The sequence below is a fragment of the Streptomyces sp. NL15-2K genome, assembly GCF_030551255.1.
GTDB lineage: Bacteria > Actinomycetota > Actinomycetes > Streptomycetales > Streptomycetaceae > Streptomyces.
The window spans coordinates 4,344,361-4,358,736 of record NZ_CP130630.1 but is presented as its reverse complement, the minus strand read 5'-3'; the positions used below and the strand labels follow the sequence as shown (position 1 = coordinate 4,358,736).

14 protein-coding genes and 1 tRNA gene are annotated in these 14,376 nt (G+C 69.3%); 8 read left to right on the top strand and 7 right to left on the bottom strand.

The genetic code is table 11. The features are described from left to right. Positions 1-7: 7 nt before the first annotated feature. Positions 8-610, top strand: a complete 603-nt coding sequence (gene rdgB, locus Q4V64_RS19400) for an RdgB/HAM1 family non-canonical purine NTP pyrophosphatase (RefSeq protein WP_124441882.1) — start codon at positions 8-10, stop codon at positions 608-610. 47 nt (positions 611-657) lie between these two features. Here rdgB and Q4V64_RS19395 read toward each other — a convergent pair. The 5 genes from Q4V64_RS19395 to Q4V64_RS19375 form a co-directional block, all read right to left on the bottom strand. Then, positions 658-741: transfer RNA gene (locus tag Q4V64_RS19395), tRNA-Leu, on the bottom strand. Positions 742-761: 20 nt separating this feature from the next. Continuing rightward, positions 762-1,439 carry an HNH endonuclease gene (locus tag Q4V64_RS19390; RefSeq protein WP_124441883.1) on the bottom strand — a complete coding sequence of 226 codons (678 nt, stop codon included), beginning with the start codon at positions 1,437-1,439 and terminating at the stop codon, positions 762-764. Continuing rightward, positions 1,436-2,089 (bottom strand): HNH endonuclease, encoded by a 654-nt coding sequence (locus Q4V64_RS19385; protein ID WP_124441884.1) that lies wholly within the window; start codon positions 2,087-2,089, stop codon positions 1,436-1,438. Before Q4V64_RS19385 ends, Q4V64_RS19390 begins: the two co-directional genes overlap by 4 nt. A 213-nt stretch (positions 2,090-2,302) precedes the next feature. Continuing rightward, entirely contained in the window at positions 2,303-2,863 is a 561-nt protein-coding gene (locus Q4V64_RS19380; RefSeq protein ID WP_124441885.1) for a GNAT family N-acetyltransferase, read from the bottom strand. A 16-nt stretch (positions 2,864-2,879) separates the two neighbouring features. Then, a complete protein-coding gene (locus Q4V64_RS19375; RefSeq protein ID WP_124441886.1) occupies positions 2,880-3,977 on the bottom strand; it encodes an aldo/keto reductase in 1,098 nt (365 codons plus the stop codon). A gap of 262 nt (positions 3,978-4,239) precedes the next feature. Between Q4V64_RS19375 and Q4V64_RS19370 the strand changes: the two genes are divergently transcribed. The 6 genes from Q4V64_RS19370 (at position 4,240) to Q4V64_RS19345 (ending at position 10,888) form a co-directional block, all read left to right on the top strand. Continuing rightward, positions 4,240-5,265, top strand: coding sequence for a radical SAM protein (locus Q4V64_RS19370; protein WP_172629337.1), 1,026 nt, complete (start codon positions 4,240-4,242; stop codon positions 5,263-5,265). Positions 5,266-5,294: 29 nt separating this feature from the next. Then, a complete protein-coding gene (locus Q4V64_RS19365) occupies positions 5,295-5,675 on the top strand; it encodes a PqqD family protein (protein ID WP_124441888.1) in 381 nt (126 codons plus the stop codon). A gap of 4 nt (positions 5,676-5,679) precedes the next feature. Further along, complete coding sequence (locus Q4V64_RS19360) at positions 5,680-5,838, top strand: hypothetical protein (RefSeq protein WP_172629338.1); 159 nt, start codon at positions 5,680-5,682, stop codon at positions 5,836-5,838. Between the two features lie 108 nt (positions 5,839-5,946). Further along, the gene (locus Q4V64_RS19355) at positions 5,947-8,319 is read left to right on the top strand and encodes a radical SAM protein (RefSeq protein WP_124441889.1); all 2,373 of its coding nucleotides are present in this window, start codon (positions 5,947-5,949) and stop codon (positions 8,317-8,319) included. Beyond that, complete coding sequence (locus Q4V64_RS19350) at positions 8,316-9,650, top strand: hypothetical protein (protein WP_124441890.1); 1,335 nt, start codon at positions 8,316-8,318, stop codon at positions 9,648-9,650. The genes Q4V64_RS19355 and Q4V64_RS19350 overlap by 4 nt, the downstream gene beginning before the upstream one ends. After that, entirely contained in the window at positions 9,647-10,888 is a 1,242-nt protein-coding gene (locus tag Q4V64_RS19345; protein WP_172629339.1) for an MFS transporter, read from the top strand. The genes Q4V64_RS19350 and Q4V64_RS19345 overlap by 4 nt, the downstream gene beginning before the upstream one ends. A 16-nt stretch (positions 10,889-10,904) precedes the next feature. Here the strand turns inward: Q4V64_RS19345 and Q4V64_RS19340 are convergent, their stop codons facing one another. Further along, on the bottom strand, positions 10,905-12,080 hold the full coding sequence (locus tag Q4V64_RS19340; protein ID WP_124441892.1) for a cytochrome P450: 1,176 nt from the start codon (positions 12,078-12,080) through the stop codon (positions 10,905-10,907). A gap of 231 nt (positions 12,081-12,311) precedes the next feature. Between Q4V64_RS19340 and Q4V64_RS19335 the strand changes: the two genes are divergently transcribed. Continuing rightward, on the top strand, positions 12,312-12,821 hold the full coding sequence (locus Q4V64_RS19335) for a GNAT family N-acetyltransferase (protein WP_124442179.1): 510 nt from the start codon (positions 12,312-12,314) through the stop codon (positions 12,819-12,821). A 720-nt stretch (positions 12,822-13,541) separates the two neighbouring features. On the opposite strand, the gene Q4V64_RS19330 is transcribed toward Q4V64_RS19335, so the two are convergent. Beyond that, positions 13,542-14,339 carry a hypothetical protein gene (locus Q4V64_RS19330; RefSeq protein ID WP_124441893.1) on the bottom strand — a complete coding sequence of 266 codons (798 nt, stop codon included), beginning with the start codon at positions 14,337-14,339 and terminating at the stop codon, positions 13,542-13,544. Positions 14,340-14,376 lie beyond the last annotated feature (37 nt).

The window sequence follows — 14,376 nt, the reverse complement described above, 5'->3', positions numbered from 1 at the left end:
GGACCCCATGACCCGCCTGATCCTCGCCACCCGTAACGCCGGAAAGATCACCGAACTCAGGTCGATCCTCGCCGCCGCGGACCTGCCCCACGACCTGGTCGGCGCGGACGCCTACCCGGACGTACCCGACGTCAAGGAAACGGGCGTCACGTTCGCCGAGAACGCGCTGCTGAAGGCCCACGCCCTCGCCCAGGCCACGGGCCTGCCCGCCGTGGCCGACGACTCCGGCCTGTGCGTCGACGTCCTGAACGGCGCCCCCGGCATCTTCTCCGCCCGCTGGTCGGGCAAGCACGGCGACGACCGAGCCAACCTGGAACTACTGCTGGCCCAGCTCTCCGACATCGCGGACGAACACCGGGGCGCCCACTTCGCGTGCGCGGCGGCGCTCGCCCTGCCGGACGGTACGGAGAGGGTGGTGGAGGGGCAGCTGCGGGGGGTGCTGCGGCATGCGCCGGTCGGCACGAACGGGTTCGGGTACGACCCGATTCTTCAGCCGGAGGGGGAGACGCGGACGTGTGCGGAGCTGAGCGCTGAGGAGAAGAACGCGATCAGTCATCGGGGGGAGGCGTTTCGGGCGTTGGTGCCGGTGGTTCGGGAGTTGTTGGGCTGACGACGAAGGCCCGCCCGATAAATGGGCGGGCCTTCGAATCAAAGGCGTGCGGCCGGAGGGACTCGAACCCTCAAGGGATTTCTCCCACAACATCCTAAGTGTTGCGCGTAGGCCAATTCCGCCACGGCCGCGTGCACGGCCATGGTACCGGTCATGAGGCGCACGTTTGTGAGGAAGGTCGACGGCCGCCTCGACACCACGTTGCAGTGACTGCGTGGCAGTTGGGGCACAGTAACCGCAGGTTCTCCCGCCGGTTGTCTCTCCAGTCCCCGTTGATGTGATCGACCTCCAGGGTCATGGGCTTGCCGAGCCACTCTGGTGCACCCCCGCACCTGGCGCACTTCTCAGGTACACCAACTTCGCGAAGCGCACGGCGCAGCAGCGAGGTCTTTGTCCGGTGTTTGCCGTCGTGCCGGACCAGAATGTCCTCGGCGTGTTTGGCCGTCGGGCCCGACCTGCCCTGCTGGTGTGCCTGCCCCAGAAAGTGGGACGTGTCGAGGCCGTCTTCTCTGACCCACTGGTGGAACAGCGTGCGTAGCTGGCCGTTGCAGGGCCTGCCCAGTGCGCGAAGGGCGCCTGCGATGGAGATCGCTCCCTCGACGGCGCGCCGAAGCTCGTCAGCGGTCGGCCTCGGGGGTGGGCCCGCGGCCCGCCGCCTACGAGAAAAGTGCGAGATGTCGATGCTGAAGTGCTCGAACCGCTTGTACAGATGTCGACGAAGATTGCGGTAGGGCTGGGTGCCGAAAAAGGCGATCACCTCATCGATGTCGGAGCACTGCGCGGCCGCTTCGGCCAGTCGCTCGCGGGTGTACGGCGTTCTGCTGGTCATGAGGCGCGGCTCCTGTCACGCCTCTTGCCGCGTCCGCGATAACTGTCCGTTGTCGAGTGGCAGTTGGGGCAAAGGAACCGCAGGTTTTCCATCCGGTTGTTCCGCCAGTTGCCGTCGATGTGGTCGACCTCAAGCGGCAACGGTTCACCCAGCCAAACCGCCCCGAGCCCGCACAGGGCGCAGCGCTCCTCCGCCCCCCGTTCAAGCATCGCCCGCTTGAGGCGACTGCTCTGGATGCGTCGGGCGCGTTCGGCCGGCTGCTCGACGAGGATGCCCTCGGCGGTCCGAGTGCGCCGGACTTCACCGCGCTGGGTCGGGATCTGGAAATGCGAGGTGTCGATACCGTACGCCTTGATCTTGCGGCTGATGTGAGTGTGGTGACCGCCGACGACCTCAAGCCCGAGGCGCCGCAACACGTCGGACATGTTCATCGAGGCAGAAACGGCCTCCTGGAGGATCTCTCGCGTCCACTTGACTCCTTCTCGCTCGAAGTGTGAAACATCCACCCCCAGCGCCTTCATCCGCTCGAAGACGTACCGCCGCTTCCAGCCCTTCGGATCCACCCCCAACCTCACCAACGCCTCCGACAACGTCCGCGACCCCCGAGCCGCCTCCTCCAGCCGCTCCTTCGGATACGCACTGGCCCCCATCGTTCCCCTCCGATCTCGGCCACACGTTCGTGGCCTCGCACGGAGTAACGAACCGCTTATCGGACAGTCACGCTCGAAACGTAAATTACCGGCCGATCGCGAGAACGACGGAGCCCTGGGCCGTTACAACCCACCCCCGTCATGATCCAGCCAGCCCTCGTAATGCAGAGGCCTCGTGTTCGAATCCCGAAGGCGGCTCCGAGGAACCCCAGGTCAGACAGCAGCCGGCCTGGGATTTTCCGTTGGCAATGGGAGGGGGGCCAGCCATTGGACCCTCGTTCTTGTCTGGCCGCGGGCGACCTCGATGAGTTGTCGGGACTGTTCTGTGAAGCCCAGCCTGTGCAGTAGGGGGACCGCGGCTGTGTTTTCTGCGACGTGGCAGTCGAGGCGCAGGCGGTGGCTGCCGCGGGTGGTGAGCCAGGAGGCGATGGCGTGGAGGATTGCGGCGCCCAGGCCGTGCCCGCGATGGTCGGGGGCGACCACGAGCAGGCCGATCACTCCTGTCGTGGCGTCGGGGTAGCCCTCCAGGAAGTCCACCGCGGCGGTCATCGTGCCGTCCACGTCCAGCGCCATCAGGTGCTTGTGCTCCGGTGGGACGTGCTGAAGGCCCTCGATGAACTGGCTCTGCGCGTCGGCGTCTCCGGTGGGGATGCCGAAGTTCATCCGGGAGTAGTCGTCGCATCGCTCCAGCAGGTTCTGGAGTTCGGGGCCACGCTCGGGCTTGATGGTGTACAGGGGCGGCATGTCGCCGGCCAGTGCGATCGTCGGGGGCACGCCCTCTCCTTTCTCCTCATGGGCCGTCGGCCTGTGTCGGCCGCCCGTCCACCCGGGACGAGACCTCGCCGAACGCCCCGGCGGACGTCTCGGCGATGAAGTCGGCCGGATAGCCGCGCCGGAAGCCGGTCGCCCGGTCCAGGGCCAGCAGGGCCTCGGACGGCAGCTCCACGTCCAACGCGCCCAGATTCTCGGTCAGTTGATCCACGGTGCGTGCCCCCACGATCGGGTGCACGGCATACGACCGTGCCCGAGTCCAGGCGAGTGCCACCTGCGCCGGCGTGACGCCCAGCACATCGGCGACCTCCATTGCCGCGCGCACCACGGCGGTCTCCCGCTTGCCCAGCAGGTCACTGTCGAAACGGCCTGGCGCCCGTGGCCGGCCGCTGTCCGAGGAGCCTTCCGAACGGCTTTGCCTCCGGCCGCCGTTCGCGGCCGTGGTGGTGTACTTGCCGGAGAGGATTCCGCCGCCCAGCGGGCTCCACGCCGCGACCGTCATCCCCCGCGCCTCCGCCATCGGCAGCAGCTCGCGTTCGATGTCGCGGTTCAGCAGGCTGTACGGCACCTGGATCGCGGCGAGCGGTGACCAGCCGCGGCAACCGGCGAGTGTGTGAGCCGTGGCCACCACCCACGCCGGGGTGTTGGACATGCCGATGTGAAGGACCTTCCCCGCGGTGACCGCGTCGTCCAGAGCCCGCATCGTCTCCTCCACCGGCGTGTGCCGGTCCCACAGGTGGATCCAGTAGACGTCCAGGTAGTCGGTGCGCAGTCGGCGCAGGCTGGTGTCGAGCGAGCGCGTCAGGTTCTTGCGGTGGTTGCCGGCCGCGTTGGGGTCGGTGCCGTCCCGCGACACCGTGTACTTGGACGCGACGACGAACCTGTCCCGGCGTCCGGCGAGCAGTTCACCGAGGAACTCCTCGCTCGCTCCGCCGCGGTAGTTGACGGCCGTGTCGACGACGTTGCCGCCGTGGTCGGCGTAGACGTCGAGGATCTCGCGGCAGTCCGCCAGCGACAGTCCCATGCCGTCCGGGCCCTCCGGCCTGCCGAAGGTCATCGCTCCCAGGAAGAGCTCGGACACTCGCAGCCCCGTCCTGCCCAGTAACCGATAGCGCATGCCGTCCCTCCCTGTTGCCTCTGCCCGTCCCCTCCTGTGAGGCCGCTCGTCTACCCCTTGATTCGCCGGGTATTCCATCGGATGAAGGAGATGTCCGAACCGCGTTCCCTTGAAAACCGAGGGGTTGACGGCTCATCGGCTCAGTTCTAGGTTGCTCGGTTGTCGAAGAGGATCGTCCCCACGACCTCCCACGACCCCCCACGATCGAAAAAGCCTTCCCCCACGATCTGTAAGATCTGTGTGATTCACCATGGTCATCCAAATGCCCGAACCCTTCAGTATCTGGGTGCAGCCGACCAAGCGATCGAATCTCAACAGCCTTCTCGCTTACGACGTACCCAGTCCCGACGCAACGGAGCTGACCTTCGAGGAAATCACCGGCTCCCTGCAGGAGTTGTTCGACAGAGATGTCATCAGTGCCTTCTTCGAAGGCGGCGAACCCCTCTTGCGCGAGGACTTTCTCGACCTCGTCGAGTTCGCCACCCCTCAGGCGTTCACCATCGTCCGCACCAACGGCACTCTGGTGACCGCCGAACGGGCGCGCCGGCTCAAGGCGGCCTCGGTGGGCGTGGTCTGCGTCGACATCGAGGGCGGGAACGCCGCGAGTCACGACGCCATCGTCGGACTGGACGGCGCCTTCGAGGCGTCCAAGGCGGGAGTGCGCCACCTGGTGGAGGCCGGCGTGCCGACGTTCGTCACCGCCATCCTCAACCGGCGCAACATCGGTGAACTGCAGCAGCTCGCCGATCTCGCCTCCGAACTGGGCGCCGAGAAGCTGGGGGTGCTGCGGCTCTACCCGCTCGGCCTGGCCCGCAGGAACTGGGCCGAGCTGTCCGTGCCGTTGCGGGAGCAGATGGCGGCGCTGGAGGCCGTACACGTGCCCGAAGGCCTCGAACTCATGCGGTCGTGGCACCCCAACGACCCCAACTGCTGCTGGCAGATGGCCGCAATCGACGCCTACGGCAACAGCATCGGCTGCCCCTACCTGCGTGACTTCGCCAACTACGGCAATGTCCGTGAGATGTCCTTCATGGACACCTGGCGCGACCCCACGTACCGGGCGGTGCGCGCGGCGAGCCCCGACGACGATGCGTGCCCGGAGTGCGCCGAGAACGACCGCAACCGGTCCGGCGGTTGCCGTTCCACCGCCTACGCGTTCGGCGGTTCCTGGGACGCGCCCGACCCGTTCTGCACGCACATGAACCGGGGGATCGACTTGACGCGGTTGCCCGACCGCATCGCTGATCTGCCCTTCGGCGCACCCCGGACCATGGCGCCCGCCCCCTGAGCACAGCAGCGCCCGGAGTGTGATCCCACGTGTCCATCGATCCGGCGGCAACCGGCGTCCGCAGCACGGACGAAATCATGATCCGCAGCACGGACGAGACCGTCTACAACAAGAATGCGCGACTCCGCGTCCGACCTTTCTGGCCCTGGCACGCGGTCATGGCCTACACACCCGACAAACCCGCACTGCACTGGCTGAACTCGCACTCCTGGCTGGTCCTCGAATTGTGCGAGCAGGCCACCTGCGCGGACATCGCGAAAGCCATCGCGGAGTTACTGCCCGACAAGGCGGAACAGGCGTCTGAGATGACACGCAGCTGTCTCTCCGACTTGGAGCAGAAGGGGCTCATCGACGTCACGACCCGCTCTGTGAAATCCGAACCGAAAAAGAGTGTCCCAGAAAGGGAGTAGCCCAATGGAGAAGAAACCCTTCGACATCGACCGGCTGAAGCAGATCGCAGCCGAGGACGACGAACTTCCGGAAGTCACGACGATGGACACCCAGGTCCGTACGTCGAAGTTCATGCTGTTCCCCGACCCCTACGAGACCGACGCACTGGAGGAGGAATCCTGATCCGGCCCGTGCCGGCCGCGAACTGACCGGCATCGCGGCTGCGACGACCGGGCCCCTTCTGCTCCTCGGCTCCGTTCCTCGGCGCGGCCGCGCGTCCCATGGAGTGTCATGACCAGCCGCCCTTCGATACTTCTGGTCAACCCACCGCTGTGGAACGTCTATGCGCCCCACCTGGCCGTCCCGCTGCTCACCGCGGTGCTGCGCGAGCGCGGCTGGCCGGTGCGGGCGTACGACCTCAGTGCCGCCTACGTCCGCCACCTCCTGTCAGGCGAAGGCGTGGCGGAGTTGCCCGCCCTGCTGGACCGCGCGGGTGAGCGGGGCCTCGACCCGGAGGCGGTCGACGAGGCCCGACTGCTGCTGCCCTCGGTCGTCCGGGAGGTGGACGGCGCCCGGTTGGCCCTGTCGTCGGACCTCGGTGTGCTCCACGACCACGTGCGCTTTCGCGCTGCCACCCGCACCCTCGGCAATGCGCTTGTGTGCCACTCCGCGGCCTATCCGGACTTCACCTGCGACCTGAGGTCCAACCGTCAGTACTACAGCGAACGGTCCACCGCCTCCGTCCTCGCAGCCGTACGGGACCCGGTGCGCAACCCCTACCGCCAGGCCTTCGACCGGCTGCTACCCGGGCAGCTCACCGATCCGCGGCTCGGCCTCGTCGGCATCTCCGTGTCCGCCGACACCCAGCTCATCGCCGCGATGACGGCGGCGGCGATCGTAAGGGAGCTGCGGCCCGATGTACGGATTGTCATGGGCGGCAACTACATCACCCGCGTCGCGGGACGCTGGACCGCCCGCCACCCCTTCTTCGACCTGGTCGACGACTTCGTCCTGTACGAGGGTGAGGACGCCCTGGTCGCCCTCTGCGAGCACCTGTTCGAGGACGGGCCCGGCAAGGTGCCCGGACGCGGCACCCTCGACGCCGGCGGACGGCTCTCCTTCGCCCCGCCCCTGGATGTGGACCTCGCGACGCTTCCGGCACCGGACTTCGGCGACTACGACCTCACGTCGTATCTCTCGCCTTCCCCGGTGCTCCCGGTGTCGGCATCCCGCAGCTGTGCGTGGAACTGCGCCTTCTGCTCGATCCCGTTCGCCAGCAACCGCTACCGGTACCGCGACGCGGACACCGTCGTCGACGAGATGACGCTGCTGGCGCGGCGCTACGGCGCCACTTCGTTCATGTTCGTCGACGAGATCCTCACCCAGCGCACCCTGCGCCAGGTGAGCGAGGCGCTGGTACGCCGTGACGCGGGACTGCACTGGTACGGGGAGACCCGCTTCTCGGCCGGAATCGACCGCGACCTCGCCCGGCAACTGCACGCTTCCGGATGCCGCAGGCTGGATCTCGGCCTGGAGTCGTACAACCAGCGTGTCCTCGACCTGATGGCCAAGGGCACCCAGGAGCGGCACATCCGGCCCTGCGTCGACGCGCTGCTGGGTGCGGGCATCCCCGTGCACCTGTTCTGCATCAGCGGCTTTCCCGGTGAGACGGAAGACGAGGCCCGGCGTACCGCCGAGTTCGCCGAGCAGACCCTGCGCAGGTCGCGGAACGAGTACGGGCTGCCGTACTCCACCAGCGTCAACTCGCCCTTCATCCTGGATCTGTTGTCGCCTGTCGGCACGCACCCGGAGCGTTTCGGTGTGCGGGTCGTGCCTCCGCCGCCCGAGGAGGACCTCGCGCTCGACGCCGACTACACCGTCGAGTCCGGCATCGACGGCAGGACGGCCGGGGCGCTCGCCACCGCCGCCGACCCCATGCCCGACGTGAGCGCCACGGCGCCGCTGCGGCACCGGGGCCTGGTCGGCGAGTCGGAGGAGTACGCGTTCCTGCGCTGCGTGCACGACAGCGGACTGCCCGCCGGCCGGCCCGCAGAGCGTGCGCTCGTCCTGGATCCCCCGGCCGGCGCACCGCTCCGCCTCGCCGACGACGTCGCCTGGCAAGTGTCTGGCCACGACGCGTCCGTCGGCCTGTACACGCCGAGCTCCGACAGCATCCTGCGGCTCGACGGGGCCTGGGCCGGCCTCGTCAGGACGCTCGCCTCGGGCTCCACCCTTCGCGAGGCGGCCGCCGCGGCGGGTCCCGGCGACGGCAGGACCTCTCCCGGCGTCCTGCTCTGTTCGCTGTGGACCCTCGGTCTCCTGCACGTCCCCACCGAAGCGGTACGGCCCCTGCCCGCCACAGCCGACGAACACCTGACCGTGTCCACCGTGACCGGCTGGCGGGAGTCGGTCGACGCGGAGAGCGGACAGGCCACGCTCACCCATGACGCCACGGGCCGTCAGGTCGCCCTGAACGTCCACGCGTTCCTGCTGTGGCGGGCGTGCGCGGAGCCCGGCCCGCGGCCCGCCGAACACTGGTCCACACTGCGGGACATGGGGCGTGTGGAACTGGTCCAGTTCCACGGCGCCGGGCTGGGCGGCGGAGCGGCCGCGGCGGCCCCCGATCACGGTTCCACTCTGCGAAAGCGAAAGGCACCGGTATGACCTCTGCGCACCCCACCGGCATCACCGGCCCGGACACCGCGCGGACCACCGAGCCCCGACCCATCGCCACCGCCACCGACATCGAGGCCTACTGGCGCGCGTTCGTACCGCGCTACTGGGAGCGGAAGGCGGGCATGCTGGGCCCGGCTCCGGTCGATCTGGACCTGACGGGCGACTGGTTCTTCCGTGTCTTCACCGAGGCTGCCCACGCCGGCGATCTCGGCCGCGGGCCGCTGCTCCAGCTGTCGGTCGCCGGCCAGCGCCTGACCAGGGGTCGGGCACGGTTCCTGCCTCGTGCCGAGGACGGTGGCCTGGGCGGATACCTGGCCCGGATGGACGCGCTCGTCGAGGGCGCCGAATGGTCTGTCGCGCTCAGCAGGCTGCACTCCGTCAGTTACGAGCTGTGGGAGCGTGCGGCCCGCTTCCTCGAAGGGCTGTGGCGCGAACTCGGCGGGTTTCCCAGCGGTTTCGCCGACACGGACATCTTCCTGGGGCGCTACGCCTCCTCCGCGGCCGGTATCCACTGCGACAACGCGGGCAACTTCATGTTCGGCCTGACCGGACCCAAGAAACTGGTCGTGTGGCCGCCTCAGGACCGCACCTGGCTGCCGCTGCACCGACCGGACTGGTCCGCCGTCGCGGACACCGGCCAGGTGCTGCCCGCGAGCCGTACGGACCTTGGGTACTTCCCCTCCCAGTACTGGCATGTCGGCGCATCCCCCGAACACTCCTCCGCGCAGTTCAACATCGCCATGTTCTTCGACGGCGACCCGGTGGCGCCACTCGTGGAATCCCTTACGTCCCAGGTCCGTTCAGCCGTCGGCCCGCCGTCCCAGGACGCCGCACCGGAACCTCCCGGCACGCAGCTGCCGCCCGCGACCGAGCGGGCCTTGGACAGCGTGTGGCCGGCCCTGGACAGGAACGTGGCACGCGACCACCTGCTCGCCCAGTGGCTGAAGAAGTCGAGCGCGCAGGGGTTCGGCCATCTGCCACCGCCGCTCGACCTGCCACCGGTGCGGCCTGCCGATCGGATCAGGCTGCGCCGCTACGCCGTACTGCACAGCCCCACCCACGACGGCAGCACGTTCCTGGTCGCCGCGAACGGGCACCTCGCACGACTGCCGGCCCACCCGGCACTGCCGACCGCACTGGACCGGCTGAATGAGGGCGGCGTCACGACGGCGAAGGAACTCGCCCGTGAGCAGGCCGGGGAGGAGTTCGCCGACATCTTGGCCGCCACGCTGTACCGGCTGCGCACCTGGCGGGCGATCGACGTACTGGACGACGGGGCGGAGCCGGGCCCCGACGCCGTGGGGCCGACGGGCAGGTGACGACGGCGAAGGGCCCCGGAGACCGGACCGAGGCCGGCACTCCGGCGACCACGAGCCGCAGTCCCACCGGCCCGCGCACGCTCCTGGCCCTCGGCGCCCTGCTGGTGACCACGGCCGGGGACGAGGTGGCACTCATCGGCCTCACCTTCCGTGTGTCCGGCAGCTCTGGGGGAACGGGAGCCGTGGCCGCCCTGCTGGCGGCCGGGCTCGGCGCCGCGGTGCTCCTCGCGCCGATCGCGGGACGCGTGGTGGACCGGCGGGGCGGCCACCGCACCGTGGTGGCCGGGCTGACCGCACAGGCCGTGGTGGCGCTGTTCATGGTGCCCGTGCACCAGACGTGGGCGCTGATCGCCATGGCGTTCGTCCTGGGCTCGTTCGGCGCCGTGACGAACGCAGCGCTGTTCGCGTTCATCCCCACGCTGGTGCCCCGAGACCGGCTCGGTACGACCAACGCCTGGGTGGAGACGGTCCGCAACACCGGCTTCGTCGCCGGTCCCGCACTGGGCGGCGTACTCGCCGGGATCTGGGGCACCGCCGGGACGTTGCTCGTCAACGCGGTGACATTCGCCGCCGCGGCGACCGCCGCGGCACTCCTGCGCGCACCCCGCGCCACACGGGACCCGCCCGCGGAGGACGCCATCCGGCCGGCGACCGAGCGCGGCGGCATGCGAAGGATCTGGTACGACCCCGTTCTGCGGGCGGCGCTCGGCGCGCTGTTCGTGACGGTCGCCGCCAGTTCGGTCATGAACGTCGTCCTCGTCTTCTTCGTCCGCCACTCCATCGGCGCGGGTGCCACCGTCTACGGACTGGTGAGCTCCGCATGGGGCCTCGGGCTCGTCCTCGGCCCGTTGCTGGTGGTCCGCCGCCTCCCCGAGCACCGCCTCGCCGCGGGCGCCGCCCTCGGAGCCACCGGCATCGGTGCCGCCATCACAGGGGCGGCACTGCTGCCGTACGCGACCGCCGTGGCGATGATCTTCGTCGTCGGTGGCATGGCGAACGGCCTGCAGAACGTGGCGATGCGCACCATGGTCGCCACACGCCTGCCCGCGTCCGTGCACGGAGAGGCCTATGCGGGGTACGCGGCCACCATGAACGCGGCGGTGCTGTGCGGCTTCTTCACCGGCGGCTGGGCGGGCGACACGCTGCCCGTCCGCGGCGTCCTGCTGGTGTCCGGCCTCACGACGGCAGCCGCGGGCAGCCTCTTCCTGCTGTACCAGGCACGCCGCCGGGCAGGGTGAGGCGGCGGGCTGAAACTCAAGCGGCGAAGGAAATGGGCAGGTTGATGAACCCGCGAGTGGAGTGGATGGGCAGCCGCCGCACACCCGCCCCGATCTCGTAGCGCGGCACGCGACGCGCGAATTCGGCCACCGCGATCTGCGCCTCCAGGCGGGCGAGCCACGCGCCGACACACAGGTGGACACCGTCGCCGAAGGTGAGGTGCGGACGCGGGGCCCGGCTCAGGTCGAGGATGTCGGCGTCCGGCCAGACCCGCTCGTCGCGGTTGGCGGAGCCGTACAGCAGCAGGACCATGGCGCCCTCGGGGATGGTCGTGCCGTGAAGTTCGACGGGGCGCGTGGTGATGCGGGGGTGGTTCTGGATGGGGGCCTGATGGCGCAGAAGCTCCTCCACGGCGCCTTCCGGAGTTACCTTTCCCCGGTTGAGCAGGTCTCGCTGGTCGGGGTGGTCGTGCAGGGCCACGACGGCGCTGCCGAGAAGGCTCGCGGTGGTCTCCGTGGCGGCGAGCAGCAGCAGGAAGAGGATGCCGCCCAGCTCCTCGTCGAACCTGTTGCCTTCGTGTTCGACCTCCGCGATCGCGCTGATCAGGTCTTCCTTCGGCCGGGCGCGCCGCTCCACCGCCAACTCCTGAAGATACCCGCGCAGTCGGGTCGCCGCCCGGTGCGGGCCCGGGCCGACGGGCTCGCCCAGTCGGCGGTCGTACAGCTGGAACAGCAGGGTCTTGACGTCCGGTACGTCGGCAGCCGGGATGCCGAGGATCCGGCTGATGGTGGCGGTCGGCACCTGCCAGGCGAACTCGACCGTGGTCTCGCCGCCGCCCGCCGCCAGCAGCGAGTCGAGCGCCCGCGTCACGATGTCGCGGATGGCGTGCTCCTGCCGGGGCACGGTGGTCGTGGTGAGCGGCTTGCGTACGGCCTTCTTCAACTGCCGGTGCAGCAGCGGATCCGGGTTGAGGACGCTGCCCGAGCCGATGACGTCGCCGAACTGGTCGAGGTCGGTTCCCGCACCGTTGGCGAAGGTGCGCCAGTCGCACGTGGCGGTGCGGACGTCGGCGAAGCGGGACAGGGCCCAGAAACCCCTGGAGGCGTTGTGCAGGACGGGTCGGCGGTCTCTGAGCCGACGGTAGAGGGGGAAGGGGTCCCGGTGCACCGATGGGCTGAACGGGTCGTACAGTGTGGTGTCAACGTCGTCCATGTCCGCTCCGTCTTCGGGGCTGGTGATGGAGAGTCTGGTTCCTCTGCACAGGCGGCCATATCCACTCTGCCACCTCTCGTCTTCCGGATCGACCCTCGTGACCGGAACCAACGGTGACTCATCTGCCTAGGTCAGAGCCCCATGCGGGTCGCGCCGGACGGGCTCCGCGGTCTGCCGTTCACCAACGACGCCTTCCGGGCGCGGACCTTGCCCGCTCGGGAGGCTTTTTTCATGACCTCTTCAGAGCCGACCGTCCGCCCAGCCACCCCCGCCGACCGCCCCACCGTCGAACGCCTCTGGCTCATGTTCCGGCATGACCTGTCCGAGTTCGGTGGGCAACTGCCCAATCCTGACGGGACGTTCCGCAGTGAGCGGCTTGAGGCTGCCTTCTCCGGGTCCGGCGACTGGGCGCCGTATCTGATCAGCCGCGGCGAGCATCCCGTCGGGTTCGCCTTTGTGCGGGCGCTCAGTGCGCCCATCCGCGTGCTCAACAGCTTCTTCGTCGTGCGGGGTGTGCGCAGGGAAGGGGTCGGGCTGGCGGCCGTGCGGGAGGTTGTCGCCCGGCATCCGGGGGAGTGGGAGGTCGCCTTTCAGGACGACAATGCCGACGCCGTGCGCTTCTGGCGGCGGGTTGGTGAGGAGCTGGCGCCGGGGGCGTGGAGTGAGGAGCGCAGGCCGGTGCGGGGGCGGCCCGACCTGGCTCCCGACGTCTGGGTTTCCTTCAGGTACCCGAGTTCTTAGTGGATTCCGGTTGTCGCCCTGGGCCCGGCTGACCGCACTTCGGGCCTGTGCCTGGACGCCGCGGCTGGCTACCTGGGCCGCTGGTCCCGCTATGACGAAGGCCCCGGCGACGAGCTCGACACGCTGGTCACTTACCTGGAAGACGTCGCCGACATGCTCGAAGCCCCGGCCCTGGCCACGCGGGACAAGCCCGGCCTGGTCGGTGGGGCGCTGGTGTGGGGCAGCAGGCTCGACCCCGCGCAGGAAGGTCGGTGGCAGCCCCTGACCGGCTGACTACGCACGAGAAGGGGGCCAGCCCTGTGGGCTGGCCCCCTTCCTGCAGATCGCGCGGGGTGCGGTGCGGTGTCGCCGAGCGGGTGCGGCTCGGCTCCAGGCGGCCAGAGGTCGGGCATGAGGCGCGTCCTGGTCAGCCCTGGAAGAGGTCGATGCGATTGTCACTGGGATCGGTCACACAGGGGCGAGCGTGGCTTCCAAGGCCTGTCGGCAGGTGGCTCCACCTCCGCCGCGCCTGCGTGGAGCGCCCGCTGGTGCACCATGTCGACGTCGGCGATCCGCCTACACGTCCGTTACGCGACCACGCTGCTGCGGGCCCTGCTTGTCCTGACCCGCACCGAAGTCCCCCCTGGCAGACGATCTTGAGAAGGTGCAACCACCCGCCTGACTGTCACGGGCCCGGCCGCGCCGCTGGGCGACGGGCCGGGCCCTGCGGTGGTGACGGGGTCAGTCGAAGAGCGAGGCCCTGATGGTCTTCACGTCTCCGGAGGGGAGCGCGACCTTGGCGGACGCGTAGAGCTCGAGAGGGCTGGCGAGACCGGGCATGGTCCGGGCCACGGTGGCGGACCAGCCGGCGGTGCGCCGGGTGCAGGACGGGTCGCAGAGGACGCGGGTCTTGTAGGTGTTGGTGCCGTTCATGACGGTGCCGACCCGGACCCACCGCGGCTCGATCCATTTGCCTGCGGCCGGGGCGACCGTCAGCTTGGCACGCTCCTGCATGGTGTCCCGGTAGCCGCGTTCATGCCGGTAGACACAGAACTTGCCGGCGGTGTAGGTGGCGCACTTCTCGGCGACCTGTGCCCAACTGCTCCAGGAGGCAGCGACGTCGAAGGTGTAGCCGCCGGAGATCTCGCCCCGAACGGTGTACGTCCCGGCGGTGGTCGTGACCGGAGACCACGCGGAGGTCCATGCGGAGGTCTGCTGGGCACAGCCGCCCGAGCAGACCTGGCTCAAACCACCCGAGCTCCAGTTGTAGGTGGTCGGCTTCACCCATTGACCCGCGGCGGGGCTGACGGTGACTCTCCCGCGGTAACCGTTGACCGAGCCGGCGTCGGTGACGCGCTTCTGCACCTCCGCGCAGGCCGAACCGAGGCTCTGGGCGTCGGCGCCCGTGAGGGCCTTGCAGACCTTGTCGTGGGCTTGCCAGGTGTCCGCGGCCTGGGCGGCGGGTGCGCCGACGAGGCCGCCCCCGACGACAGAGGCCGTGGCACCAAGACCGATCAGGGCTGTTCTGAGTTTCCGCAAAGGAATTGTTCCTTCTGTTCGAGCCGCTGATGCGGTT